The following is a 21,896-nucleotide window of genomic DNA, read 5'->3' on the forward strand; positions in this document are numbered from 1 at the left end:
CTGCGCGGCCCACCGGGCGCGGCGGGGGGACCGGGCGTGGCGGGGCACCGGGGCCTCCGGCACGGCGGGCACCGGGGCGACGCGGCGGAGCGAGTCGACAACGTTGTCAGGGCGGGCTCATTCTTGGGGGCGGTCCGGTGCCCGTCAAGAGGGCGGAACGGCCCGGCCGTCGCCCGGCGTCTTGATGATGACACGTCAAGAAACTCCGTGGCATGGCCTTGTTCTCTGCGCGGGGCCGTGCCTCAATGGGCTCCGCATTCAGGTTGCTGAACATGCGTCAGATCCGTGTGCCGGCACGGGACCGCGCCGCGGCCCCGCGCGGACGCCCGCCGCCCGCACCACGACGGCCGGCGCCCCGACCTCGTCCTCCCCCCCCACGAAGGCGGACCCCCACATGAGGCACCTCAAGCTCGGCATCGGCAGCGCACTCGCCGTCGGCGCGGCACTCGCCGGCACCCTCGCCATGGCACCGGCCGCCGGTGCGGTGAACCCCGACACCGCCACCCTCGGCTTCGACTGCGGCAGCTACGGCAAGGGCACCGCCACCCTCACCGCCACCCAGGACGGAACGGCCGCGACCATCAGCGTCTCCACCTCGGCCATCACCGCCCCCATCGACGTGGCCGCGAACTCCGTCACATCCACCCTCACCCTCACCAAGAACGGCTCCGGCACCGCCACCTTCAGCGGCAGCTCCAACCCCGCGATCCCCTCCGGCAGTGCCGTCAGCACCGGCCCGCTCACCGGTACCGTCGCCTCCGGCGACAGCCTCGAAGCCACCTCCCTCAAGGTCGTCGTCTTCGGCATCACCGCCACCTGCAAGGCCACCGGGGCCCAGGACCCGGGGCCGTTCGTCTTCTGAGCCACGACGTGCTCTGAGCCGCGACGTGTTCTGAGTCACGAAGTGCTCTGAGCCACGACGTGTTCTGAGCCGCGACGTGGAAAGGCGGCGGGTCCCGGGGCGCTCCCCGGGGCCCGCCGCCCGTCCGTCGTCAGGACGTTCCGTCACCCGCCTCCCGCTGCTCGGCCTTCCCGACCTCCGAGCGCCGGTACGAGTAGCCGAAGTACACGCCCAGGCCGACCAGGAACCACACCACGAACCGCACCCAGGTCTGCCACTCCAGGAAGGTGATCAGCCAGAGCGAGAAGACCACGCCGAGCGCGGGCACCACCGGCATGCCCGGGGTGCGGAACGTCCGGGGCAGTTCCGGGTGTTTGTAGCGCAGCACGATCACCGCGATGCAGACGACCACGAACGCCAGCAGGATGCCGATGTTGGTCAGCTCCGCCGCCTCGCCGATCGGCAGGAATCCGGCGATGGCCGCCGACGCCGCCCCGACGATCCAGGTCACCCGGGTCGGGACGTGCCGCGTCGGATGGGTCTTGGCGAACCACTTCGGCAGCAGCCCGTCCCGGCTCATCGAGAACCACACCCGGGTCACGCCCAGCATGAAGGTGAACATCACGGTGAGGATGCCGATGATCGCGCCGACCGCGATGACGTCCGCGACGCTGCTGAGCCCCACCGACTTGAACGCCGACGAGAAACCGCTCTCCGGGTCGATGTCCTTGTAGTTCTGCATACCCGTCAGCACCAGGCACGCCAGGACGTACAGCACCATCGAGATGGCCAGCGAGTAGATGATCGCCTTCGGCATGTGGCGCTGTGCGTCCTTCGACTCCTCGGCCGCCGTGCTCATCGCGTCGTAGCCGAAGACGGCGAAGAAGACGGTGGCCGCGCCGGTGAACGCGCCGCTCACGCCGAACGGGAAGAACGGGTGGTAGTTCGCGGTTCTGATGTGGAAGAAGCCGACCGCGATGACGCCGATCACCACCAGCACCTTCAGCCCCACCACGATCATCTCGAAGCGGGCCGCGTTCTTGATGCCCAGCGTCAGCAGATACGCGATCAGCAGGCAGAGGACCGCCGCGAAGAGGTCCACCCGGTGGCCCGGTCCGGTGCCGGGCGCGCCCAGCATCCAGTCCGGCAGCTTCGCCCCCATCTCGCCCACCAGGAAGCTGAAGTAGCCGGAGATGCCGATGGCGACCACCGCCACGATCGCGGTGTACTCCAGCAGCAGATCCCAGCCGATGAACCAGCCCGCCAGTTCACCGAGGACCGCGTAGCCGTACGTGTACGCCGATCCGGCCTTCGGGATCAGACCGGCGAACTCCGCGTACGAGAACGCCGCCGCGGCGCTGGCGATGCCCGCGATCAGGAAGGAGATCAGTACGGCGGGTCCGGCCTTGCCGTTGGCGACCGTACCGGCCAGGGTGAAGATTCCGGCACCGATGATGCCGCCGACGCCGATCGCGGTCAGTTGCCACAGGCCCAGCACCCGCGTCAGTTGCTGGGCCGATCCGCCCTCCGCCTCCTCGATGTGCTCGATCGGTTTGCGGCGCAGTACTCCGTGTCCCGGGCGCAACCCCATTGGTGACCTCCGTACCCTCCGTCGTGGCCTGACGGCGGCTCATGATGGACCCTCGACGGCCGGCAGGGAAGGCATCTCCCCGGGGGTTCACGCCGGCCGGGCGGGGAGTTCACCGGGGCATGCCGCGGCGGGCGTCAGCCCGCGTCCTCCAACCGGAAGCCGACCTTGAGGCAGACCTGGTAGTGCTCGATCTCGCCGTCGGTGAGGTTGCCGCGCACCTGGGCCACCTCGAACCAGTCGAGGTTGCGCAGGGTCTGCGAGGCCCGCCGTACGCCGTTGCGGATCGCGGCGTCGACGCTCTCGTGGGACGTGCCCACGATCTCTGTCACACGGTAGGTGTGGTCGGTCACGGTGGTCTCCCTGGCCGGGGCGGCGCTCCGCCCGTGCACCTCTCACCGTGCCTCAGCGCCACCGGGCCCACCAGCGGAGTTGACCCGCCCGGAGCGGTACCGGCCGTGGGGCCTGTCGGCGCGGGGCGGACGGGAGTGTGACGACGGGCCCTACGGGACGACCGTCACGGGCCAGCGTCCGGCCTTGACCAGGCGGACCGCCACCGAGCCCATGATGCGGTGCCCGGCCGACTCGGAGGCGCCCACGACCACGGCGTCCGCCCGCAGTTCGTCGGCCATCTGCACCATCCCGGCGTACGGGTCACCGCGCAGCGTGTGGAACTCCCAGCGCATGTGGTACAGGCCCTGCAGCCGCTCCGTCGACCGGCGGATCTCCGCCATCAACTCCTCGGCCACCTCATGGGCGGCGTCGACGACCGGCGCGCCCATCGCCGCCCCGGCGGGCAGCACCGGCTGGATGTAGACCAGCGCCAGCTTCGCGCCCTGGCGGCGGGCCAGCCCCGCGGCGTAGGCGGCGGCGCGCCACGACGAGTCCGAGCCGTCGACGCCGACGACGATGACCTTCGGGCCGTCCGTGCCCCGCTCGAACGCGGGCTGCTGCTTCTCCTCCACCCCTTGAGATTATCCGTACGTCTGTCCGCACGGACGGCCGGGCAGCGGGTGGAGCGACGTCCGGTCAGGCGGCGCGCGGCGGCCAGCTGCCCGGCTCCAGTACGCCCAGGACGTAGGCGCGGGCCACCAGCGCGGTACGGCCCTGGACCCGCCAGCGGCGCGCCAGCCGGGAGAGGTGGTAGTTGACGCCGTCCACGGTCAGCCCCAGCGCCGAACCGATCGCCGCGGTGGTGGCGCCGCCCGCGGCCAGCGCCAGGATGCGGCCCTCCACCGGGCTGACCCGGCCGCGCGGCGCGGGCGGCGGCGCCGACTCCCGGACCTTCAGCAGCGCCAGCAGCGCCGGGGGCCGCGCCGACGGATCGCCCACCGGGTCGAGGGACAGCTCGCCCTGCCGCGCCACGCCGTCCGTCCCCCGCCAGCCCACCGCCACCGGATACCGGGAACGGCGGCCCAGCCGCAGTGCCTCCGTCAGCCGGTCCAACTGGGCCGTGTCACGCGGCCGGAAGAGGTCCAGCAGGTTACGGCCGCACAGCCGCCCGGGGGCGACGCCCCACTCGGCGGCCATCGCCGGGTTGGCGATCAGCACCCCGCCGTCCGCCCGGCACACCGCGACCGGGGTGGGGAGCCGGTCGAGCAGGGTCAGGAAGTGATTGCGCCACGGGCTCTGCGGGGCCGGTCCCGGCGGGCACGGAGGCGGGAGCGGCGCGGCCTCCGGCGCGTCCCCGGCGGCCTCCGGACCGCCTCCGTCCGGTGTTCCGCTGCGCACCGTGCCCGGCTCGGCTCCGTCCGCCATGCCCTGTCGACCCTTCCTCGTCCCGCCTCTGAGCGGCGGGGAAAACCACTGCACAATCATGCAGTCGCCGACCCGGGCGGGGTACCCCTAAACCTGCGGTCCGCCGCGGTGACCTGTACCGGCGTCCCCTCGACAATCGCACATCAGGGGGTGCCCGTCCGGGGTCCGCGTGCCAGGGGCGGGGATCTCGCCCGTGCCGCGCCGACGGGCCCGTGACCGGCCGCGGCGTTCCCCGGCGGGCGCGGCGGAGCGGCGGGTACGTTGACGGGGCCGCCGGGCCACGGGCCGGGGGCACACGGCGCGGCGCCGGGCCACGCCGCCTCCGCCGGCCCGCGGCCGGTGCCGGAACAGGGGAGCGTATGGCGAGGAAGGCTCTGATCGTCGGCGGCGGCATCGCGGGCACGGTGACCGCACTGGCGCTGCACAAGGCGGGCATCGCGGCGGAGATCTTCGAGGCGTATCCGACGGGCGCCGATGACGTCGGCGCGTTCCTCGTCGTCTTCACCAACGGCCTGGAGGCGCTACGGGTGATCGACGCGCACGGGCCCGTCGTCGCGCACTCCTTCCCGGCCCGGCGGGTCGCCCTGATCGGCGCGGACGGCGCGCCGCGCGGCGAACGCCCGATCTCCGGCGGGGACGGCACCGGCCTCGGCCCACGCACCCTGCGCCGGGCCACGCTCTACCGGGTCCTGCACGACGAGGCGGTCCGCCGCGGTATCCCCGTCCACCATGGCAAGCGGCTGATCGGCGCCGATACCGTTCCCGGCCCGCACGGTGACCGGGTGGCGGCCGCCTTCGCCGACGGCACCACCGCCGAGGGCGACGTCCTCATCGGCGCGGACGGGCTGCACTCGGTGACCCGCACCCTCATCGACCCGGACGCCCCGCGTCCGCGCCACACCGGGCAGAACACGGTCTGCGGCTACGCCCGCGCCGACGACGTCCCGCTGGCGCCCGACACCTACACCATGGTCGCCGGATCGCGGGGCTTCCTCGGCTGCACCCGGGCGCCCGGCGGGGTGGTGTGGTGGTTCGCCAACGTTCCCGGCGCGGAGCGGCCCCGGGGCGGCGGCGCGCCCACCGCCGCCGAGTGGCGCGCCCGGCTCGCCGCACTCTTCGCGGACGACGCCACGCCCGCCGCCGCCCTGGTCCGGGCCGCCGGGGACACCGTCGTCGCCTCCAGCTCCTACGACATCGCCCGCACCCCGCGCTGGCACCGCGGCCCGCTCGTCATCCTGGGCGACGCGGCCCACGCCGCCGCGCCCAACGCCGCGCAGGGCGCCTCCATGGCCATCGAGGACGGCGTGGTGCTCGCCCGCGCGCTGCGCGACCACGCCGACGCGCCCACCGCGTACGCCGCGTTCGAGGCGGCGCGACGTGAGCGCGTCGAGAAGGTGGTCGCCGCCAGCGCCGGGCTGGCCGGACGGGTGGGAACGGCCGACGGCAACCGGGAGCGGGAGGCCGAGGGGCGCCGCCACGCCGAGGGGGACGGCGGCTCGGACTGGCTGACGGGGTATCGCCTCAGGTGGTGAGGCGGGGGTGCGGCGGCGCCCGGCTGCCGTCCGCGGCGCCGGGCCCGTAGGGGCCCAGCATTCCCCGGGGCGGCTGTCAGCCGTCCGTCCGCCGCCCCGCCCCCTGCACCACCAGCAGGGCCAGGCCCGCGACCGTGACGTTGCGGGTCGCCGCGTCCAGACCGTTCCACTGCTTCGACTGCCACATCGCGAACCACTCGCCGCCCACCGCGAGGAAACCGGCACCGAACAGCACCAGCACCATCAGCAACCCGGCCACCGCCACCGTCCGTGCCCGCCCGGGGGTGTCCCGCCGCAGCCGCAGCGCCCACCACACCGTTCCCGTGGCCAGCAGCGCCGCGGCCGTCGTCTCCCAGACGATGATCGCTATGTATGCGCCGTCCTGCACCGTGCGGGAGGTCACCGCCCGCCACATCAGGTCCTCGTCCCGGAACGTCGTGTCCATCGCCAGGACATGACGGACGAACTCCTGGTTGGTGCCGAAATCCGTGAGGTTGCCGAACGCGACGAGCGCCATGTACAGCGCGACGATCCCACTCAGCACGACCGCGGCGACCGGCGATCCGCCTCGCGTGGTCCGTTCGGACATGGTTCCTCCCCTGGTCGGCCGGGCCCCTGCGGCCACGGCCCGTGCAGCCTGCCACGGCCGCCGCCCGAACGTGCCCGACCTGCCGTTCTCCGCCACCGCCCGGCGCCAACTCCCGTACTCTGCTGCCCATTCGGCCGGGTGAGCGACCGGCGGACGGCGGCGCGGTGCGCGGTCGCGGATCGAGACGGAAGAGCGGGACGGATGAAAAAGGTGTGGGGCGTCGGAGCGGTGGCCGTGGCGGCGGCCGGGATGATCACGGTGGCGGCCACCGCGGGCGCGGAGACAGCCCCGGCGACCTACGCCACCAGCACCTCCGTCGGCGTCCACAACGCCTACGAGAAGGACAAGTACCCGTATCTCGCGGATGCGTTGGACTCCGGTGCGTCCCTCGTCGAGCTGGACGTCTGGACCAACGGTCTCGGCCGCTCCTGGCGCGTCTCGCACAGCAACCCGCTCGGCAACAACAGCAACTGCGAGGGCGCCACCACCCCGGCCGACCTGCGCACCAAGGGCCGCGACCAGGACTTCGGCGGCTGCCTCGCCGATATGCGCGCCTGGCACGACGCGCACCCCGGCCACCGGCCGGTGCTCATCAAGGTCGAGATGAAGGACGGTTTCAACGACAAGGGCGGCCGCGGCCCCGCCGCCTTCGACGCCCTGGTCCGCGGGAAGCTGGGCGGCGCGGTCTACGGCCCCGGCGACCTCACGGCTGGACACGCCACCCCGGACGAGGCGGTGCGCGCCGGAGGCTGGCCCGAACGGGACGCGCTCAAGGGGAAATTCCTCTTCGAGCTGATCCCCGGCACCGTCGAGGAGAACAACCCCTTCGACAAGCTCTGGACGGACGTCGAGTACGCCCGCCACCTCAAGGACCTCGCCGCCACGGGCAAGGTGTCGCAGGCCACGGCCTTCCCCGCGGTGCACGGCGCGGCCGCCGGTGACCCCCGCAGCCGGTACGCGGACGCGTCGCTGCGCCCGTGGTTCGTGATGTTCGACGGCGACGCCTCGACGTACCTCGCCGACGGCATCGACACCGCCTGGTACGACACCCGCCACTACCTGCTGATCATGACGGACGCCCACAAGGTGGCCCCGGCGATCGACGGGACCCGTCCGCCGGAGGGCGACGCGCTGGCCCGGGTCCGGCAGCTCGCCGGGGCGCACGCCAGTTTCACCACCGCCGACTGGTACCCGCTGCCGTCCGTCCTGAAGACGGTGGAGCCGCGCGGCGGGAAGTGACGTGGGGGCGCCGGGCCTTGCGGGTCCGGCGTGTTACTTCTTCAGCTCGGGCCTGCGCCGGTGGAAGAGACGCGCGCCCTCCGCGAGGCCGCGCTCGACCACTTTCGGGTTCTGCCGCAGCCAGGCGAGGGCCTGCGCGTGGCCGGGCTCGGGCATCAGCCCGTACTGGAGGAGGTAGGCGGCGAGCCGGTTCAGGATGCGGCTGTTCTCTACGCCTTCTCTCAGGAAGGCTGCCAGAAGGTCCTTACCGGCCGCGTCGTACGAGGCGAGGTGCTGGAACTCCACGACCAGGGACTGCTGTTCCGGCGAGATCGACGAGGACGGCAGGCCCTTCGCCAGCTTGCTGAACGGCTTCTCGGACGCCTCGTAGGTGTCGCCGATGGCCAGCTTCGCGGCGGCGGCCGCCTCCACCCCGAAGGCCCGCAGCTCCGCGGCGATCTGCGCCGTCTTCCGCTGCGTGGCGCTGTCCCCGTCGTACTTCGCCTCCTTGTCGGCCGGGAAGCGCTTCTCCACGAAGTCCACGGCGTGCTGGAGTTCATGGGTCAGCGTGGTGGCGAAGTCCCGCAGCTCCCGGGCGGTCGCGGTCGCGGACGGCGGGTCGATGGTGAGGACGCCCTCGCCCTCCTCGACCGAGAACGCGGCCCGGCCCCGCGGCGGCTTCGCCTCCCGGAACGTCACATGCCGTCCGGCGTGTTCCACCTTCGCGATGAGGGAGTCGAAGGGCGCCTCGATGCCCTGCGCCCGCGACCCGGGGTCCGCGGCGTTCAGCAGCGGCATGAACTCCTTCTCCTGGAGGTACTTCCGCGACCACGGCCCGTAGGACAGGGTGCGCTGCACCGGCGCCGCGTCCTGATGGCCGCAGCCGGGGCCGTGGGTGTGCCGGGCGGCGCCCATCAGCCGGGACGCCGCCGCATTGCCGATGCTGCGCTGCAACGCGTGCATTGCCGCCACCGGGCCGACCGCGGGCGTCCGGGGTACGGCGGCGCGCGGACGGTCCCGGGCGGCGTCCTGGTTGCGGTTCTTGACGGGTTCCTGCGCGCGCATGGGCGGCCTTTCGGAAGAACACGGGGGCGTTCTCCCCTGCCTACCGGCCACATGCGGGGAACGGTAAGAGCCCCCGGGGCAGACCTCCTGCCCGAACGGGCAGCCGAACTGCCCGGCGGCCGGGGCCGGTTCCGCCCGTCCCGTCAGGCGTCAGCCGCGAGGAACCGGCGCCCCCGCGCGCCTTCCTGCACCAGGGCGTCCCCGACGTTGTGCCGGATCAGGGTCTCGGCCATACCGGTCTCGTTGGGGAAGTCCATCGGCACGATGCCAAGACCCTGCCAGCCGGCGCCCTCGCCCTCCAGCAGGCTCTTGACCTTCGGGTTGAGCCGGTCCGCGTTGGAGCGGGGCGGCAGCAGCGCCGCGGTGCTGACGTGGTTGACGAACAGCTTGCCCGGCTCGGCGACGGCCTTGCGGAACTGCGCCTCGACCTTCGGGAACTTCCCGATCGGCTCCGTCATGTAGTCGTCCTGGATGTCGAACAGCTCCGGCGCGCCGTAGCGCACGCCCGGCATGCCGTCGGCGTCCGCGAGCAGCACGACCCGGCCGCGCGCCTCGCCCAGCGTCGGCAGCCCGCCGTCCAGCCGGAACAACGGGCGGTAGCCCTTGGCGTCGAGGTAGATGTCGAAGATCCGGCGGAACTCCTCCGCCGCCACCTCGGAGTACTCCTGCTGCACCCGCATCAGCACCGTCTCCGACGGCTGCGCCGCAAGGAAGTCCCCGCAGGCGTTGAGCACGTCGCCGAACATCAACTCCTGGTAGAACGCGCCGTGGTGGATGGCGAAGACATCCTCGATGGCGCGGCAGCGGACGTCGAGAAAGCGGATACCGCTCGCCAACTGCTCGCCGATCGCGGTGTTCTGGCACTCCACCCAGGGGCCGCCGTGCCGCGCGCCCGAGTCGTGCGTACCGGGGATCGAGAGCCGCTGTACGGGGGTGGCGTCGCCGACCGCCGCCAGCCAGTTCTGCGCGGTGACCGTGGCCGTACGGCGGCCGGGCGCGGCGACCGCGGAACCCGCCCCGGCGCCCGCCAGCATCCCGGCGCCCGCCAACGCGGCCGCACCCTTGAGGAAACCCCGCCGATCCAGCCCCATCCCCGCCACCCCTGCCCCTGGTCCGTCGTACGCCCGGACCTACCGGTGCGTACAGGTGATCGAGATATCGAACCATATGGCCCCGCCGCACGACACCCGTGCGACGGGGCGGAGCGGGCGGCGCAGGGGCCGGAGCGGGTCAGCGGCGTACCGACAGCGACAGCGCGAAACGCCTCGCCGCGTCCGTCCACCAGTGCGTCAGTTCCATTCCGGCGGCGGCGAGTTCGGCGCGTACGCCCGCCTCGCGGAACTTCGCGGAGACCTCGGTGCGCAGCTCCTCACCGGCGGCGAACGGCACCGCCAGGCCGAGCGCCGGGACCTTCACCGTCAGCGCGTGGCGGGCGCGCAGCCGCATTTCGATCCAGGCGTCGTCGGCGTTCCACCGTGCGAGGTGGGTGAAGGCGTCCGGGTCGAAGTCGGCGTCCAGTTCGCGGTTGATGACGTGCAGGACGTTCTTGTTGAACGCGGCGGTGACGCCCTGCGGATCGTCGTACGCCGCGACCAGCGTCGCCTCATCCTTGACCAGGTCCGCGCCGAGCAGCAGCGCATCGCCCGGGGCGAGCAGGGCGTGCATCTCGCGCAGGAACACGGCGCGTTCGGCGGGCAGCAGATTGCCGAGGGTGCCGCCGAGGAACGCCAGCAGCCGTGGGCCGGGGGTGTCCGGCAGCGTCAGTCCGTGCTGGAAGTCGGCGACCAGGGCGTGCACCGTCAGCCCGGGATGGCCGGCGAGGAGCGCCCGCCCGGCCGTCTCCAGGGCGGACGCGCTGACGTCGACCGGTACGTAGGTGTGCAGGCTCTCCAGCGCGCCGATGAGGTGACGGGTCTTGTCCGACGAGCCGGAGCCCAGCTCGATCAGGGTGCGGGCGCCCGTCGCCGCGGCGATCGCGCCGGAGCGGGCGAGCAGGATCTCGCGTTCGGCGCGGGTCGGGTAGTAGACGGGCAGCCGGGTGATCTCGTCGAACAGTTCGCTGCCGCGGGCGTCGTAGAACCACTTCGGCGGCAGCTCCTTGGGGCGGTGGGTCAGCCCCCGCCGGACATCGGCGCGGAGCGCCGCCGCGGTGGCGTCGGCGGGCAGGGTACGGGTGAGGGAGAAGGGGCTCACGGGGTGCGCTCCTTGAGCGGGGTGAGGTGGACGCCGCCGCGGGTGGCCCGCAGCAGGGTGCCGTCGGGCACCTCGGTCCAGTGGGGGGAATCGTCGTACGGCTCGGAGGCGACGACCGTGCCGCCGCCCGGGATCGACAGATGGAACAGGGTGTCGCCCCAGGCGGTGGCGGCGATGGCGGTGCCGTCGGTCAGCAGGAACGTCAGCCGTGAACCGGGCGCCGCCTCGGCCACCGCCTCGACGGTGTGCGCCAGCGCCTGACCCATGTCGTCGCCCCGGGCGAGCCGGCGTCGGATGAGGGCCCAGCAGAACGCGGCGTCGCAGCGGGCCGCCAGCCGCAGCAGATCGGCCGGCGGCAGCGACGTGGTGAGCGGCGCCAGCGACTCCGGCCAGCCGCGGACCGCGCCGTTGTGGCTGAAGAGGTGCCCGCCACCGGTGTACGGCGCGGCGGCCGCCTCGGCGTCGGCACCCGATTCGGTGGCGTCGCGGACCGCGGCCAGCAGCGCGCCGGTGCGGACCACCCGCGCGATGCCGGGCAGGCATTCGTCGGCCCAGATCGCTCCGGCGCGGCGGTAGCGGGCCGGTTCGGGGTCGTCCGGTGCGTACCAGCCGACGCCGAAACCGTCGGCGTTGACCGTGCCGTGCCGCTGGTGGCGGGGTGCCCACGACTGGCGGTACAGGCCGTGCGGCGGATCCAGAACGACCTGCCGCACGGGCACGGGCGGGCCCAGATAGGCGAGATGACGGCACATCGCTCACCGCCCTCCCCGGAACGGCCCGGACGTCCCGGGGCGCCTCATGCGTCCCCCGGGGCGGCGTCGCGGGCGGTACGGAACCCGGCGAAGATCTGCCGCCGCACCGGCAGGTCCCAGTTGCGGAACGTGCCCCGGCAGGCCACCGGGCCGACGGCGAACGACCCGCCCCGCAGCACCTTGTACGCCCCGCCGAAGAACACCTCCGAGTACTCCCGGTAGGGGAACGCGGCGAACCCCGGATACGGCAGGAAGTCGTCGGCGGTCCACTCCCACACATCGCCGATCAACTGCCCCACACCCAGCGGCGAACGGCCCTCCGGATAGCTGCCGGCCGGGGCGGGCCGCAGATGGCGCTGGCCGAGGTTGGCATGGGCGGGCGCCGGGTCCGCATCGCCCCACGGATAGCGCCGGGAGCGGCCGGTCGCCGGATCGTGGCGGGCGGCCTTCTCCCACTCGGCCTCGGTGGGCAGCCGCCGCCCCGCCCAGCGCGCGTAGGCGTCGGCCTCGTACCAGCTCACGTGCAACACCGGCTCGTCGGGCGGCACCTCCTCGGTGACGCCGAAGCGGCGGCGCACCCAGCCGCCGTCGTCGCGCCGCCAGAACAGCGGGGCGCGCAGGCCGTGTTCGCGGACCTGCGCCCATCCCTCGGCGGCCCACCAGCGGGGCTCGTCGTAGCCGCCGTCCTCGATGAAGCGCAGATAGGCGGCGTTGCTGACGGGCGCGGTGTCGAGGTGGAACGGTGCCACGAAGCGGTGGTGTGCGGGCCGTTCGTTGTCCAGCGCCCACGGTTCGGTGGAGGTACCCATGGTGAACGGGCCGCCGGGGACGAGGACGTCGGCGGGCAATGGGCCGTCGGCGGTGTCCGGGGGCGGCGGCGCCGTGAGGACGGCCGGGCCGCGGCGCAGCTGGTGGGTGATGAGCATCGTCTCGTCGTGCTGCTGCTCGTGCTGGGCGATCATGCCGAACGCGAACGCGGCGTCGAGCAGCGGGCCGCCGCGCAGCGCGGAGCCCTCCAGGATGTCCAGGACCCGGCCGCGGACCTCGGCGACGTAGCCGTGCGCCTCGGCGGGACCCAGCAGCGGCAGCGACGGGCGGCTGGCGCGGGGGTGCGCGAACGCGTCGTAGACGGAGTCCAGCTCCGGGCGGAGGGCGTCGCGGCCGCCGACGGTGCGCAGCAGCCACTGCTCCTCCTGATTGCCGATGTGTGCGAGGTCCCACACCAGCGGCGACATCAACGGGGAGTGCTGGGCGAGGAGATCGGGCTCCTCGACGCAGCCGGTCAGCAGGTGGGTGCGGTCGCGGGCGGCGAGCAGCGCGGTGGCCGCGCGGGTCCGCAGCGCCTCGGGATCGTGGGTCACGGGCTGTCCTTCCCAGAGGTGGGACCGGCCTCGGGCGGACCCGCGGCGGCCGCTGTGTCCAGGGCGTCCAGGTGATCGTCGGCGGGGCAGCGGCCACGGGCGACATAGCGCGCGGTGAACGCGTCGACGGCTGCCAGGACCTCGGGCGCGGCGCCCAGCCGGGGCAGCGCCTCGCGCGCGGCGTCGAAGCAGGTCAGCGCGGCGGCGTGCAGCTCCGGGTCGGTCAGCGCGGCGCGCGCCGCCCGGCGCCACAGCGGATTACGGGGCGCGGGGCGGGCACCGGCGGTCTCCGCGAGAGGCTTGACGGCGCGGTAGGCGCGCTCCGCGGCCTCGGGGTCGTCGAAGAGCGCGGCGGTGACGGCCAGCGGGACCACCCAGCCGCGCTCCCCGGCCTGCGCGTCGATCATCCGCAGCTCCAGATGGCCGCGCGGGCGCACCGGCGGGAACAGCGTGGTGACGTGGTAGTCGAGGTCCTCCCGGGTCGGTGGCCGGGGCGCCCCGCCGCGGACCCAGTCGCGGAAGGTGAGCTGTTCGGGGGCGTCCCAGGGGCCGTGCGGGCCACGGATGCACATCACCGGGGCGTCGAGGACGTACCGGGCCCAGGCGGTGCGCGGGTCGTCGTCCTGCGGCGGGGCGAGGGTGCGCGCCGGGTCGAGCCGGGACCACACCAGCTGCCGGGTGGTGCGGTAGCCGGTGGGGCAGCCCTCGCTGGTGGGGGAGTTGGCGAACGCGGCGGACAGGACGGCGCCCAGCAGATGCGCCATCAGCCAGCGGCGGCCCAGGCCCAGCGGCCCGGGCTCCTCGTGCCCGGCGTCGACGCAGACCTGCACCGAAGCGGTGGCGCACATCATGGAGCGCCCGGCCGGGCCCCAGCGGTCGAAGTACGCCTCCATCGCGTCGTACCGGGGCTCGGCGAGGACCCGGCTGGGGGCGTGCCAGGGGTTGTGGCCGTGACCGGCGAGTCCCAGGCCGTGGGCCCGCATGACGGGCCGGACCTGTGCCAGGTCGGCGGCGACCGTCTCGACGCAGGCCATCAGGGAGGCCGCGGGCGGGGAGCTGAGCTCCAGCTGGCCGCCCGGCTCGAAGGTGAGGAGGGACGCGAGGGGGAGTTCCCGCAGCGCGTCGGCGGCGGTGTGCAGGCGGGACGGTGCGACGGGACATCGGGGGGCGCGGGCGTCGTGGACCAGCCACTCGACCTCGACGCCGAGCCGGCGGGGCGGACCGGTCTTGAAACAGATTCCGCGCAGATGGGCTTCGAGTTCGGCTTCGGTGACCGCGGGTCGTACGGGCATCGCTTCCCTCTCCCCTCCGGGGCGGCTGGGCTGCCGTTCTCCACCTAAGCCGCTGTGGCGGGTGTGCTCAAGGGGGCTTGGCGACCCCGGAGGCGGCGGGCGGCACCCGGCGGGCCGGAGCGCTGCGGCGCGCCGGGGGAGCGGGGTGCCCCCGGGCGGTACGGCCGTCCGGGTGAGGCGGTGCGGCGGTGGCCCCGGGGACGGCGTGGTGCCACCGGACCAGGGGCGCCCCGCCCGGTGGCCGGTCACTGGCGGTAACCGGCGAGGAAGCGGCCGATGCGGCGGATGGCGGCGTCCAGGTCGTCGGCGTACGGGAGGGTGAGGATGCGGAAGTGGTCCGGGCGCGGCCAGTTGAAGCCGGTGCCCTGGACGACCTGGATCTTCTCCCGCAGCAGCAGATCGAGGACGAACTTCTCGTCGTCGTGGATCCTGTGCACCTTCGGGTCCAGCCGGGGGAAGGCGTACAGCGCGCCCCGGGGCTTGACGCAGGAGACGCCCGGGATCTCGTTCAGCCGCTCCCACGCCACGTCCCGCTGCTCCCGGAGGCGGCCGCCGGGCAGCACCAGGTCCTCGATGCTCTGGCGGCCGCCCAGCGCAGCCTGGACGGCGTACTGCGCGGGCGCGTTGGGGCACAGCCGCATGGAGGCGAGGGTGCCCAGGCCCTCCAGATAGTCGGCGGCGTGCTGCTGCGGCCCGGAGACCACCAGCCAGCCGGAGCGGAACCCGGCGACGCGGTACGCCTTGGACAGCCCGCTGAAGGTGAGGCACACCAGGTCGGGGGCGAGCGCCGCGGCGTGGTGGTGGATCTCGCCGTCGTAGAGGATCCGGTCGTAGATCTCGTCGGCGAAGACCAGCAGCTGATGGCGGCGGGCGAGGTCGAGCATGCCCTCCAGGAGCTCGCGGGGGTAGACGGCGCCGGTGGGGTTGTTGGGGTTGATGACGACCAGCGCGCGGGTGCGGTCGGTGATCTTCGACGCGAGGTCGTCCAGATCCGGCAGCCAGTCCGCCGACTCGTCGCAGAGATAGTGCACCGCCTTGCCGCCGGCCAGCGTCGTCACCGCCGTCCACAGCGGGAAGTCGGGGGCCGGGATGAGGACTTCGTCGCCGTCGTCGAGCAGCGCCTGGACGGCCATGGAGACCAGCTCGGAGACGCCGTTGCCCAGGTAGACGTCGTCGGCGCCGACCTCGGGCAGTCCACGGCCCTGATAGTGCTGCGCCACCGCGCGGCGCGCCGCGAGGATGCCGCGGGACTCGGTGTAGCCGTGCGCCCGGGAGAGGTTGCGGATGACGTCCTGGAGGATCTCCTCGGGCGCCTCGAAGCCGAACAGCGCGGGATTTCCGGTGTTCAGCCGCAGCACGCTGTGCCCGGCCTCCTCCAGCGCGTCGGCGTGCTCGATCACCGGACCCCGGATCTCGTAGCAGACGTCGGCCATCTTGCTGGACTGCTTGAACTGCATACGGCGTCCTCCCCTTCGTCGTTCGCCGGGCTCGGTGGCCGGTCTCGCGCGGTGGGCGGTCTCCCGCCCGCGCGTCGTCGCCGACCGGTCCGCGTCCGCCGCGCAGTGCGGCGGATTCCCGGTTTTCTCACCCTACTTGGTTTTACCAAGTCCCCACTTGGAAAGTCCAACCATATGTCTATGCTGGAGCCATGCCGCGCCGAAGTTATGACCAGTACTGCGCCGTCGCCCGCGCCCTCGATGTCGTCGGCGACCGCTGGACGCTCCTCATCGTCCGCGAACTGCTGGGCGGAGCCCGCCGCTACACCGACCTGCACACCGACCTCCCGGGCGTCAGCACGGACATGCTCGCCTCCCGCCTCAAGGACATGGAGCGCGAGGGCCTCGTCACCCGCCGCCGCCTCGCGCCACCGGGCGCCGCCTTCGTCTACGAACTCGCCCCGCGCGGACAGGAGTTGCTGCCGGTCCTCACCGCCCTCGCCGACTGGGGAGCCCCGGCCCTCGGCGACCCCCGCCCCACCGACGCGGTACGCGCCCACTGGTTCGCCGTCCCGCTCCTCACCCGCCTCGCCGCCCACTTCGCAGGCGACCCGGGAACCCCCGCCGCTCCCGGTGCCGGCGTGCTCGACATCGTCCTCGACGAGGGCACCTTCCATGTCACGCTCGCCGGCGACACCCCGATCTACGGGGACGGCCCGGCCCCGGAGTCCGACGTCAGCCTCCGGATGACCACCGCCACCTGCGTCGACGTCGCATACGATCACGTCTCCTTCGCGCAGGCACTGGAGTCGGGGCGGATCGAGGCCACGCCGTGTGGGGAGACGGGCGGCGCCGCGTCCGCAGGGACACGGGGAGAGGGCGGCGCATCATGACGCGACCTCCCCTGGCAGTCTTCGACCTGGACGGCACCCTCGCCGACACCGGGCACCGCCAGCGCTTCCTCGCCCAACGCCCGCGTGACTGGGCGGCGTTCTTCGCCGCCGCGCCCGACGATCCACCGCTCGCCGAGGGCGTCGCCCTGGCCCTGGCCGACGCCCGCGACTGCGAGATCGTCTACCTCACCGGCCGCCCCGAGAAGTACCGCCGCCCCACCCTCGACTGGCTCACCGCCCACGGCCTGCCCGAGGGTGCGCTCTGGATGCGCGCCAACGCCGACCGCCGCCCGGCCCGCCACGCCAAGCTCGACCTGCTCCGCCGCCTCTGCCCGAGGCCGGAAGGTCCGCCACCTCGTCGATGACGACGCCCTCGTCTGCGACGCGAGCGCCCGCGCGGGCTTCCCCGTCGTCCATGCCCAATGGGCCACGCCGTCGGCGGCCCTCCTCGACGCTCAGGAGCGGGAGGGGCGGACGTGAGGGGGGAGGGGCGGACGTGGCCGGGGGCGGCCCCGCGCTGCTGCATACCTGGGCCCTGAGCCCCGCGGATTTCCGCCGCATCGCACCCCCCTGGCACCCCATCAGCCCCTCCCTCATACGGCCGTACCCCCACCCCGCCGGGCACCGTTCGGCGGATCCGTGCGGGACGTCTCCCGTGTCATCGGGCAAGGCTCGGATCATGGACCGTCCCTCGCCGTCCCTGGCCCGTACCGGAACCACCCTCCTGCTCACCGTCGCCGCGCTGGCCGGACCGCTCGCCGCCGCCGTCGCGGCCGCGCCCGTCGCGACCGTCTCCGACACCGCCGCCCCCACCCCACCTGCCGGAGCGTCAGCCCCCGCGGCGCGCCACGCAAACCCCCACGCCGATCCGCCCCGTACCGCCACCAGCCCCCGCACCGCCTCCGCCTGGCTGCCCTACTGGGGTGACGTCGACGCCGCCTACCGTGACGCGCTGCGCCACGCCGATCAGCTGCACACCGTCAGCCCGTTCTGGTACGAGGCGACCGGTGACAGGGCCGTCGCCGCTCACCCGGGGGCCGAGCGGCGCGACATCGTTCAGGGGTTGCAGCGGGCCGGTATCAAGGTGGTGCCGACCGTTACCGAGACGCTGGACGCGAAGGACATGGCCGAGCTGATGCACGACCCGCGGCGGCGTGCCGTTCATGTCGATGCGCTGGTCCGTACCGTGCGCGGCCACGGGTACGACGGCATCGACCTCGACTACGAGAAGATGGCCCTCACCGGTACCGCCGCCGAGCGTGCCCGTGTCGCCACCGGGTACAACGTGCTCACCGCCGACCTCTGCGCCCGGCTGCACACCCTCGGGAAGCAGTGCGTCGTGACCGTCGTGCCGCAGACCGGCGGCTCCGGTACGGCGTACGACTACCGGCAGTTGGGGAAGGTCGCCGACCGGTTCCGGATCATGGGCTACGACCTGCACTGGTCCGGTGGAGAGGCGGGGCCGCTCTCGTCCCGGCAGTGGTACGACGCGTTTCTGAGACGCGCCACCGCCACCGTTCCCCGCCACAAGACCGAGGTCGCCTTCCCCGGCTACGGCTGGGACTGGGACCGGACCGCCGGTGGCCGCGCCACCCACCGGACCTGGAAGGAGGCGGAGGCGCTGCGCCGCCGGACGGGCGCCGCGTACCGCTTCGATGCCGTCTCCGGCACCCCGCACTTCACCTACCGGCGCGACGGCCACACCCACGAGGTCTGGTACCAGGACGCACGCGGCGTCGCGGCGCACAAGGAGGTGCTGGACCGGTTCGGCATCCGCGGCACCGGACTGTGGGCGCTCGGCTTCGAGGACCCGGGGAGCTGGGCCGAGCTGCGGGCCCATGCGGTGCGGCACCGCCCCGTCCGGTGAACCGTCCGCCCGGCGCGCCGGTTCGCGCCGGGCGCCGGGCCGCGGGCGGGTGCGCGGGGCCCCGGCGCGCCCGCCGGACGGTTTCCGGAAGCGGTTCCCTCCGGGATACCGACCGCTTAGTATGCCCGTGGCGCGCCGGAGCCCCCACGGTCCGCGCGCCGTCCGCGTACCGACGGCCCGGGAGGCAGCTGGTGAAGGCATGGCGCGTACACGCGAACGGCGAACCGCGTGAGGTGATGCGGCTGGAGGAGGTGCCGGAGCCTCAGGCGGGCCCCGGGCAGCTGCTGCTGCGGGTGCGGGCCGCCAACATCAACTTCCCGGATGCACTGCTCTGCCGCGGCCAGTACCAGGTGCGGCCGCCACTGCCGTTCACCCCGGGCGTGGAGATCTGCGGCGAGGTGCTGGCCGTGGGGGAGGGCGCGCGCGGCGCGGTCGGGCAGCGGGTGCTGGCCCAACCGCCGCTGCCCGACGGCGGGTTCGCCGAACGGGTGGCCGTCGACGCCACGACCGTGCGCCCGGCGCCCGAGTCCCTGGACGACGCCGGTGCCGCCGCCCTCCACATCGGCTACCAGACCGGCTGGTTCGGCCTCCACCGCAGGGCCCGGATCCAGGCGGGGGAGACCCTGCTGGTGCACGCCGCGGCCGGTGGCGTCGGCAGCGCCGCCGTCCAGCTCGGCAAGGCCGCGGGCGCCCGCGTCATCGGCGTGACCGGCGGCGCCGAGAAGGCCCGTATCGCCCGTGACCTGGGCTGCGACCTCGTCGTCGACCGGCGCGCCGACGACATCGTCGCCGCCGTGAAGGACGCCACCGACGGCCGCGGCGCCGACGTCGTCTACGACCCGGTCGGCGGCGACGCGTACGCCAAATCCGTCAAATGCATCGCCTTCGAGGGCCGCCTCGTCGTCGTCGGCTTCGCCAGCGGCGCGATCCCCACCGCCGCCCTCAACCACGCCCTGGTGAAGAACTACGCGATCCTCGGCCTCCACTGGGGCCTGTACCTCACCAAGGATCCGCGCGCCGTCGACGCCTGCCACGAAGCCCTCACCGAGCTGGCCGCCAAGGGCGCCGTCGCCCCGCTGATCGGCGAGCGGGTGCCGCTGGCGGGCGCCGCCGACGCCGTACAGCGCGTCGCCGACGGCACCACCACCGGCCGTCTCGTGGTCATCCCCGGAGCGGAGGAGGGACGATGACCGACGCCGTCGACCTGCGCGCTCGCACCGCCCGGCTGCTGGCCGCGCACCCGCCCGCCACCACCGCGCCGCTCGACTTCCTGCGGGCCCGCTTCGACGCCGGGCTCGCCTGGGTCCACTTCCCCGAAGGGCTCGGCGGGCTCGACGCGCCGCGCGCCCTCCAAGCCGTCGTCGACCAGGGGCTGGCCGCCGCGGGCGCCCCCGACAACGACCCCGGCCGCCTCTCCATCGGCCTGGGCATGGCCGCCCCCACCCTGCTGCGTCACGGCACCGACGACCAGCAACGCCGCTACCTGCGGCCGCTGTGGACCGGCGAGGAGGTCTGGTGCCAGCTGTTCAGCGAACCGGGCGCCGGCTCCGACCTCGCGGCGCTCGCCACCCGCGCCGTCCGCGACGGTGACCGCTGGGTGATCGACGGCCAGAAGGTCTGGACGTCCAGCGCCCACCTCGCCCGCTGGGCCATCCTCGTGGCCCGCACCGACCCGGCGCTCCCCAAGCACCAGGGCCTGACGTACTTCATCTGCGATATGACCGCCCCGGGCGTGGAGGTCCGGCCGCTGCGGCAGATCACCGGCGAGGCCGAGTTCAACGAGGTCTTCCTCACCGGCGTCTCGCTGCCCGACAGCCACCGCATCGGCGAGGCCGGCCAGGGCTGGGAGGTGGCCCGCACCACCCTGATGAACGAGCGGGTCGCCATCGGCGGCGCCGCCACCCCGCGCGAGGGCGGCATGATCGGCATCGCCGCCGCCGACTGGCGCGCCCGCCCCGAACTGCGCACCCACGACCTTCACCAGCGGCTGCTCACGCTCTGGGTGGACGCCGAGGTCACCCGGCTCACCGGGGAACGGCTGCGCCAGCAGCTCGCCAAGGGCGCCCCGGGCCCGGAGGGCAGTGGCATGAAACTGGCCTTCGCCCGCCTCGCCCAGCAGATCAGCGGCTGGGACCTGGAATTCCTCGCCGAGGACGGCCTGACGTACGACGACTGGACGCTGCGCCGCCCCGAGACCGTCGACCTCACCGGGCGCGAGGCCGGGTACCGCTATCTGCGCGCCAAGGGGAACTCCATCGAAGGAGGCACCTCCGAGGTGCTGCTCAACATCGTCGCCGAACGCGTCCTCGGACTGCCGCCCGAGCCGCGGACCGACAAGGACGTCGCGTGGAAGGACCTCCCCCGATGACCGCCGACACGCCCGCATCCGACCTGCTCTACGGCGAGACCGAGGACGATCTGCGCGCCGCCGTCCGCGCCCTGCTCGCCGCCCGCAGCGACCCCGCCACCGTCCTCGCCGACCTCGAATCGGGCCGCGCCTGCGACACCGGTCTGTGGGACGCGCTGGCGAACGGCATCGGCGCGGCCGGGCTGTTGGTCCCCGAGGAGTTCGGCGGGGCGGGCGCGGGCGCCCGGGAGGCCGCCGTCGTGCTGGAGGAGACCGGCCGCTCCGTCGCCCGCGTGCCCTATCTGACCAGCGCCGTCATCGCGGTCACCGCGCTGCTGGGCTGCGACACCGGGCGCGAGCCGGTCGCCGCGCTGCTCACCCGGCTGGCCGCCGGCACCGTCGGCGTCCTCGCCGTGCCGCTGCCCACCGCCCCCGACCAGCCGTTCCGGACCGCGCCGCCGCCGGTCCGGGCCGATGCGGACGGCGTCCTCCGCGGCACGGTCACCTCCGTCGCCGACGCCCCGTCCGCCGAGGTGCTGCTCGTCCCCGCCGACGGCCCGCGGGGCCCCGCCCTGTACGCGGTCGACGTGCCCGCCGCGGGCCTGATCACGACCCCGCTCACCCCGCTCGACCTGACCCGCCCACTCGCCACGCTCACCCTCGACGGCGTCGTCGGGACACCGCTGGCCACCGGCGAACGCGCCATCGCGGCGGTCCGCGCCGCGCTCACGGCGGGCGCCGGGCTCCTCGCGTCGGAACAGCTCGGCCTCGCCGAATGGTGTCTGACGACGGCCGTCCGGCACACCACCACCCGCACCCAGTTCGGCCGTCCCGTCGGCTCCTTCCAGGCGCTCAAACACCGGATGGCCACGCTCTGGCTCGATATCGCTTCCGCCCGCGCCGCCGCCCGCCATGCCGCCGACGCGCTGGCCACCGGCAGCCCGGACGCGCCGGTCGCGGTCGCGGTGGCCCAGGCGTACTGCGCACCGGTCGCGGTGCGGGCCGCCGAGGAGTGCCTTCAGCTGCACGGCGGCATCGGTATGACCTGGGAGCACCCAGTGCACCTCTTCCTCAAGCGGGCCAAGAGCGACGAGAGCGCGCTCGGTGCCCCGGGCCGCCACCGCGCGGCCCTGGCGGATCTGGTGGAGCTGCCCGCACCGTGAC

The 21,896-nt window shown here is 74.0% G+C and carries 20 protein-coding genes and 1 pseudogene; 9 read left to right on the plus strand and 12 right to left on the minus strand.

The window, feature by feature from the left end; translation table 11 throughout:
* The first annotated feature begins 394 nt into the window (after positions 1–394).
* Positions 395–862: a hypothetical protein gene (locus tag ACFWWQ_RS02930; protein WP_384589058.1), complete on the plus strand. Its 468-nt coding sequence runs from the start codon at positions 395–397 to the stop codon at positions 860–862.
* A 130-nt stretch (positions 863–992) separates the two neighbouring features.
* Here ACFWWQ_RS02930 and ACFWWQ_RS02935 read toward each other — a convergent pair whose 3' ends face one another.
* The 4 genes from ACFWWQ_RS02935 to ACFWWQ_RS02950 form a co-directional block, all read right to left on the minus strand.
* The gene (locus ACFWWQ_RS02935) at positions 993–2,432 is read right to left on the minus strand and encodes an amino acid permease (RefSeq protein WP_384589061.1); all 1,440 of its coding nucleotides are present in this window, start codon (positions 2,430–2,432) and stop codon (positions 993–995) included.
* A 134-nt stretch (positions 2,433–2,566) separates the two neighbouring features.
* A complete protein-coding gene (locus tag ACFWWQ_RS02940; protein ID WP_384589064.1) occupies positions 2,567–2,782 on the minus strand; it encodes a dodecin in 216 nt (71 codons plus the stop codon).
* A gap of 150 nt (positions 2,783–2,932) precedes the next feature.
* Positions 2,933–3,394, minus strand: coding sequence for a universal stress protein (locus ACFWWQ_RS02945; RefSeq protein ID WP_384589067.1), 462 nt, complete (start codon positions 3,392–3,394; stop codon positions 2,933–2,935).
* A 64-nt stretch (positions 3,395–3,458) separates the two neighbouring features.
* Entirely contained in the window at positions 3,459–4,187 is a 729-nt protein-coding gene (locus tag ACFWWQ_RS02950; RefSeq protein ID WP_384589070.1) for a PAS domain-containing protein, read from the minus strand.
* Between the two features lie 359 nt (positions 4,188–4,546).
* On the opposite strand from ACFWWQ_RS02950, the gene ACFWWQ_RS02955 reads away from it, so the two are divergent.
* Positions 4,547–5,719 carry an FAD-dependent monooxygenase gene (locus tag ACFWWQ_RS02955; protein WP_384589073.1) on the plus strand — a complete coding sequence of 391 codons (1,173 nt, stop codon included), beginning with the start codon at positions 4,547–4,549 and terminating at the stop codon, positions 5,717–5,719.
* Between the two features lie 76 nt (positions 5,720–5,795).
* Here the strand turns inward: ACFWWQ_RS02955 and ACFWWQ_RS02960 are convergent, their stop codons facing one another.
* The gene (locus ACFWWQ_RS02960) at positions 5,796–6,308 is read right to left on the minus strand and encodes a DUF2165 domain-containing protein (RefSeq protein ID WP_384589076.1); all 513 of its coding nucleotides are present in this window, start codon (positions 6,306–6,308) and stop codon (positions 5,796–5,798) included.
* A gap of 201 nt (positions 6,309–6,509) precedes the next feature.
* Here ACFWWQ_RS02960 and ACFWWQ_RS02965 point away from each other — a divergent pair, with 201 nt between their 5' ends.
* On the plus strand, positions 6,510–7,547 hold the full coding sequence (locus ACFWWQ_RS02965; protein WP_384589079.1) for a phosphatidylinositol-specific phospholipase C domain-containing protein: 1,038 nt from the start codon (positions 6,510–6,512) through the stop codon (positions 7,545–7,547).
* Positions 7,548–7,580: 33 nt separating this feature from the next.
* Here the strand turns inward: ACFWWQ_RS02965 and ACFWWQ_RS02970 are convergent, their stop codons facing one another.
* The 7 genes from ACFWWQ_RS02970 to ACFWWQ_RS03000 all read right to left on the minus strand — a co-directional run bounded on the left by ACFWWQ_RS02970 (position 7,581) and on the right by ACFWWQ_RS03000 (position 15,646).
* A complete protein-coding gene (locus ACFWWQ_RS02970) occupies positions 7,581–8,591 on the minus strand; it encodes a hypothetical protein (protein ID WP_384589082.1) in 1,011 nt (336 codons plus the stop codon).
* A gap of 143 nt (positions 8,592–8,734) precedes the next feature.
* Complete coding sequence (locus tag ACFWWQ_RS02975; RefSeq protein WP_384589085.1) at positions 8,735–9,682, minus strand: phosphatidylinositol-specific phospholipase C; 948 nt, start codon at positions 9,680–9,682, stop codon at positions 8,735–8,737.
* A 139-nt stretch (positions 9,683–9,821) separates the two neighbouring features.
* Positions 9,822–10,784: an L-histidine N(alpha)-methyltransferase gene (gene egtD / locus ACFWWQ_RS02980; RefSeq protein ID WP_384589088.1), complete on the minus strand. Its 963-nt coding sequence runs from the start codon at positions 10,782–10,784 to the stop codon at positions 9,822–9,824.
* Positions 10,781–11,536 (minus strand): ergothioneine biosynthesis protein EgtC, encoded by a 756-nt coding sequence (egtC, locus tag ACFWWQ_RS02985; protein WP_384589091.1) that lies wholly within the window; start codon positions 11,534–11,536, stop codon positions 10,781–10,783. Before egtC ends, egtD begins: the two co-directional genes overlap by 4 nt.
* 44 nt (positions 11,537–11,580) lie before the next feature.
* A complete protein-coding gene (egtB, locus tag ACFWWQ_RS02990) occupies positions 11,581–12,897 on the minus strand; it encodes an ergothioneine biosynthesis protein EgtB (protein WP_384589094.1) in 1,317 nt (438 codons plus the stop codon).
* On the minus strand, positions 12,894–14,189 hold the full coding sequence (gene egtA / locus ACFWWQ_RS02995) for an ergothioneine biosynthesis glutamate--cysteine ligase EgtA (RefSeq protein WP_384589097.1): 1,296 nt from the start codon (positions 14,187–14,189) through the stop codon (positions 12,894–12,896). The genes egtB and egtA overlap by 4 nt, the downstream gene beginning before the upstream one ends.
* Positions 14,190–14,434: 245 nt before the next feature.
* A complete protein-coding gene (locus tag ACFWWQ_RS03000; RefSeq protein WP_384589100.1) occupies positions 14,435–15,646 on the minus strand; it encodes a pyridoxal phosphate-dependent aminotransferase in 1,212 nt (403 codons plus the stop codon).
* A gap of 191 nt (positions 15,647–15,837) precedes the next feature.
* Between ACFWWQ_RS03000 and ACFWWQ_RS03005 the strand changes: the two genes are divergently transcribed.
* The 6 genes and pseudogenes from ACFWWQ_RS03005 (at position 15,838) to ACFWWQ_RS03030 (ending at position 21,895) form a co-directional block, all read left to right on the plus strand.
* Positions 15,838–16,518 (plus strand): winged helix-turn-helix transcriptional regulator, encoded by a 681-nt coding sequence (locus ACFWWQ_RS03005; RefSeq protein WP_384589103.1) that lies wholly within the window; start codon positions 15,838–15,840, stop codon positions 16,516–16,518.
* Positions 16,515–16,998: pseudogene (locus tag ACFWWQ_RS03010) on the plus strand (hypothetical protein). Before ACFWWQ_RS03005 ends, ACFWWQ_RS03010 begins: the two are co-directional and overlap by 4 nt.
* 199 nt (positions 16,999–17,197) lie before the next feature.
* On the plus strand, positions 17,198–18,385 hold the full coding sequence (locus ACFWWQ_RS03015; protein ID WP_384589106.1) for a glycosyl hydrolase family 18 protein: 1,188 nt from the start codon (positions 17,198–17,200) through the stop codon (positions 18,383–18,385).
* A gap of 191 nt (positions 18,386–18,576) precedes the next feature.
* Positions 18,577–19,575 carry an NADPH:quinone oxidoreductase family protein gene (locus tag ACFWWQ_RS03020; protein WP_384589109.1) on the plus strand — a complete coding sequence of 333 codons (999 nt, stop codon included), beginning with the start codon at positions 18,577–18,579 and terminating at the stop codon, positions 19,573–19,575.
* Positions 19,572–20,753: an acyl-CoA dehydrogenase family protein gene (locus ACFWWQ_RS03025; protein ID WP_384589112.1), complete on the plus strand. Its 1,182-nt coding sequence runs from the start codon at positions 19,572–19,574 to the stop codon at positions 20,751–20,753. The genes ACFWWQ_RS03020 and ACFWWQ_RS03025 overlap by 4 nt, the downstream gene beginning before the upstream one ends.
* Complete coding sequence (locus tag ACFWWQ_RS03030) at positions 20,750–21,895, plus strand: acyl-CoA dehydrogenase family protein (RefSeq protein WP_384589115.1); 1,146 nt, start codon at positions 20,750–20,752, stop codon at positions 21,893–21,895. The genes ACFWWQ_RS03025 and ACFWWQ_RS03030 overlap by 4 nt, the downstream gene beginning before the upstream one ends.
* Position 21,896: the final 1 nt, after the last annotated feature.

Origin of the sequence: Streptomyces sp. NPDC059080 (assembly GCF_042739975.1) — a bacterium.
Lineage (GTDB): Bacteria > Actinomycetota > Actinomycetes > Streptomycetales > Streptomycetaceae > Streptomyces > Streptomyces benahoarensis.

What these genes read in the sequence shown, in the direction of transcription:
- egtC (WP_384589091.1), bottom strand. Translation starts at nt 11,536, where the DNA reads ATGTGCCGTCATCTCGCCTATCTGGGCCCGCCCGTGCCCGTGCGGCAG.
- ACFWWQ_RS02950 (WP_384589070.1), bottom strand. Translation starts at nt 4,187, where the DNA reads ATGGCGGACGGAGCCGAGCCGGGCACGGTGCGCAGCGGAACACCGGAC.
- ACFWWQ_RS02955 (WP_384589073.1), top strand. Translation starts at nt 4,547, where the DNA reads ATGGCGAGGAAGGCTCTGATCGTCGGCGGCGGCATCGCGGGCACGGTG.
- egtA (WP_384589097.1), bottom strand. Translation starts at nt 14,189, where the DNA reads ATGCCCGTACGACCCGCGGTCACCGAAGCCGAACTCGAAGCCCATCTG.
- ACFWWQ_RS02935 (WP_384589061.1), bottom strand. Translation starts at nt 2,432, where the DNA reads ATGGGGTTGCGCCCGGGACACGGAGTACTGCGCCGCAAACCGATCGAG.
- ACFWWQ_RS02930 (WP_384589058.1), top strand. Translation starts at nt 395, where the DNA reads ATGAGGCACCTCAAGCTCGGCATCGGCAGCGCACTCGCCGTCGGCGCG.
- ACFWWQ_RS02960 (WP_384589076.1), bottom strand. Translation starts at nt 6,308, where the DNA reads ATGTCCGAACGGACCACGCGAGGCGGATCGCCGGTCGCCGCGGTCGTG.
- ACFWWQ_RS03030 (WP_384589115.1), top strand. Translation starts at nt 20,750, where the DNA reads ATGACCGCCGACACGCCCGCATCCGACCTGCTCTACGGCGAGACCGAG.
- ACFWWQ_RS02970 (WP_384589082.1), bottom strand. Translation starts at nt 8,591, where the DNA reads ATGCGCGCGCAGGAACCCGTCAAGAACCGCAACCAGGACGCCGCCCGG.
- ACFWWQ_RS02975 (WP_384589085.1), bottom strand. Translation starts at nt 9,682, where the DNA reads ATGGGGCTGGATCGGCGGGGTTTCCTCAAGGGTGCGGCCGCGTTGGCG.
- ACFWWQ_RS03005 (WP_384589103.1), top strand. Translation starts at nt 15,838, where the DNA reads ATGCCGCGCCGAAGTTATGACCAGTACTGCGCCGTCGCCCGCGCCCTC.
- ACFWWQ_RS03000 (WP_384589100.1), bottom strand. Translation starts at nt 15,646, where the DNA reads ATGCAGTTCAAGCAGTCCAGCAAGATGGCCGACGTCTGCTACGAGATC.
- ACFWWQ_RS03015 (WP_384589106.1), top strand. Translation starts at nt 17,198, where the DNA reads ATGGACCGTCCCTCGCCGTCCCTGGCCCGTACCGGAACCACCCTCCTG.
- ACFWWQ_RS02965 (WP_384589079.1), top strand. Translation starts at nt 6,510, where the DNA reads ATGAAAAAGGTGTGGGGCGTCGGAGCGGTGGCCGTGGCGGCGGCCGGG.
- ACFWWQ_RS03025 (WP_384589112.1), top strand. Translation starts at nt 19,572, where the DNA reads ATGACCGACGCCGTCGACCTGCGCGCTCGCACCGCCCGGCTGCTGGCC.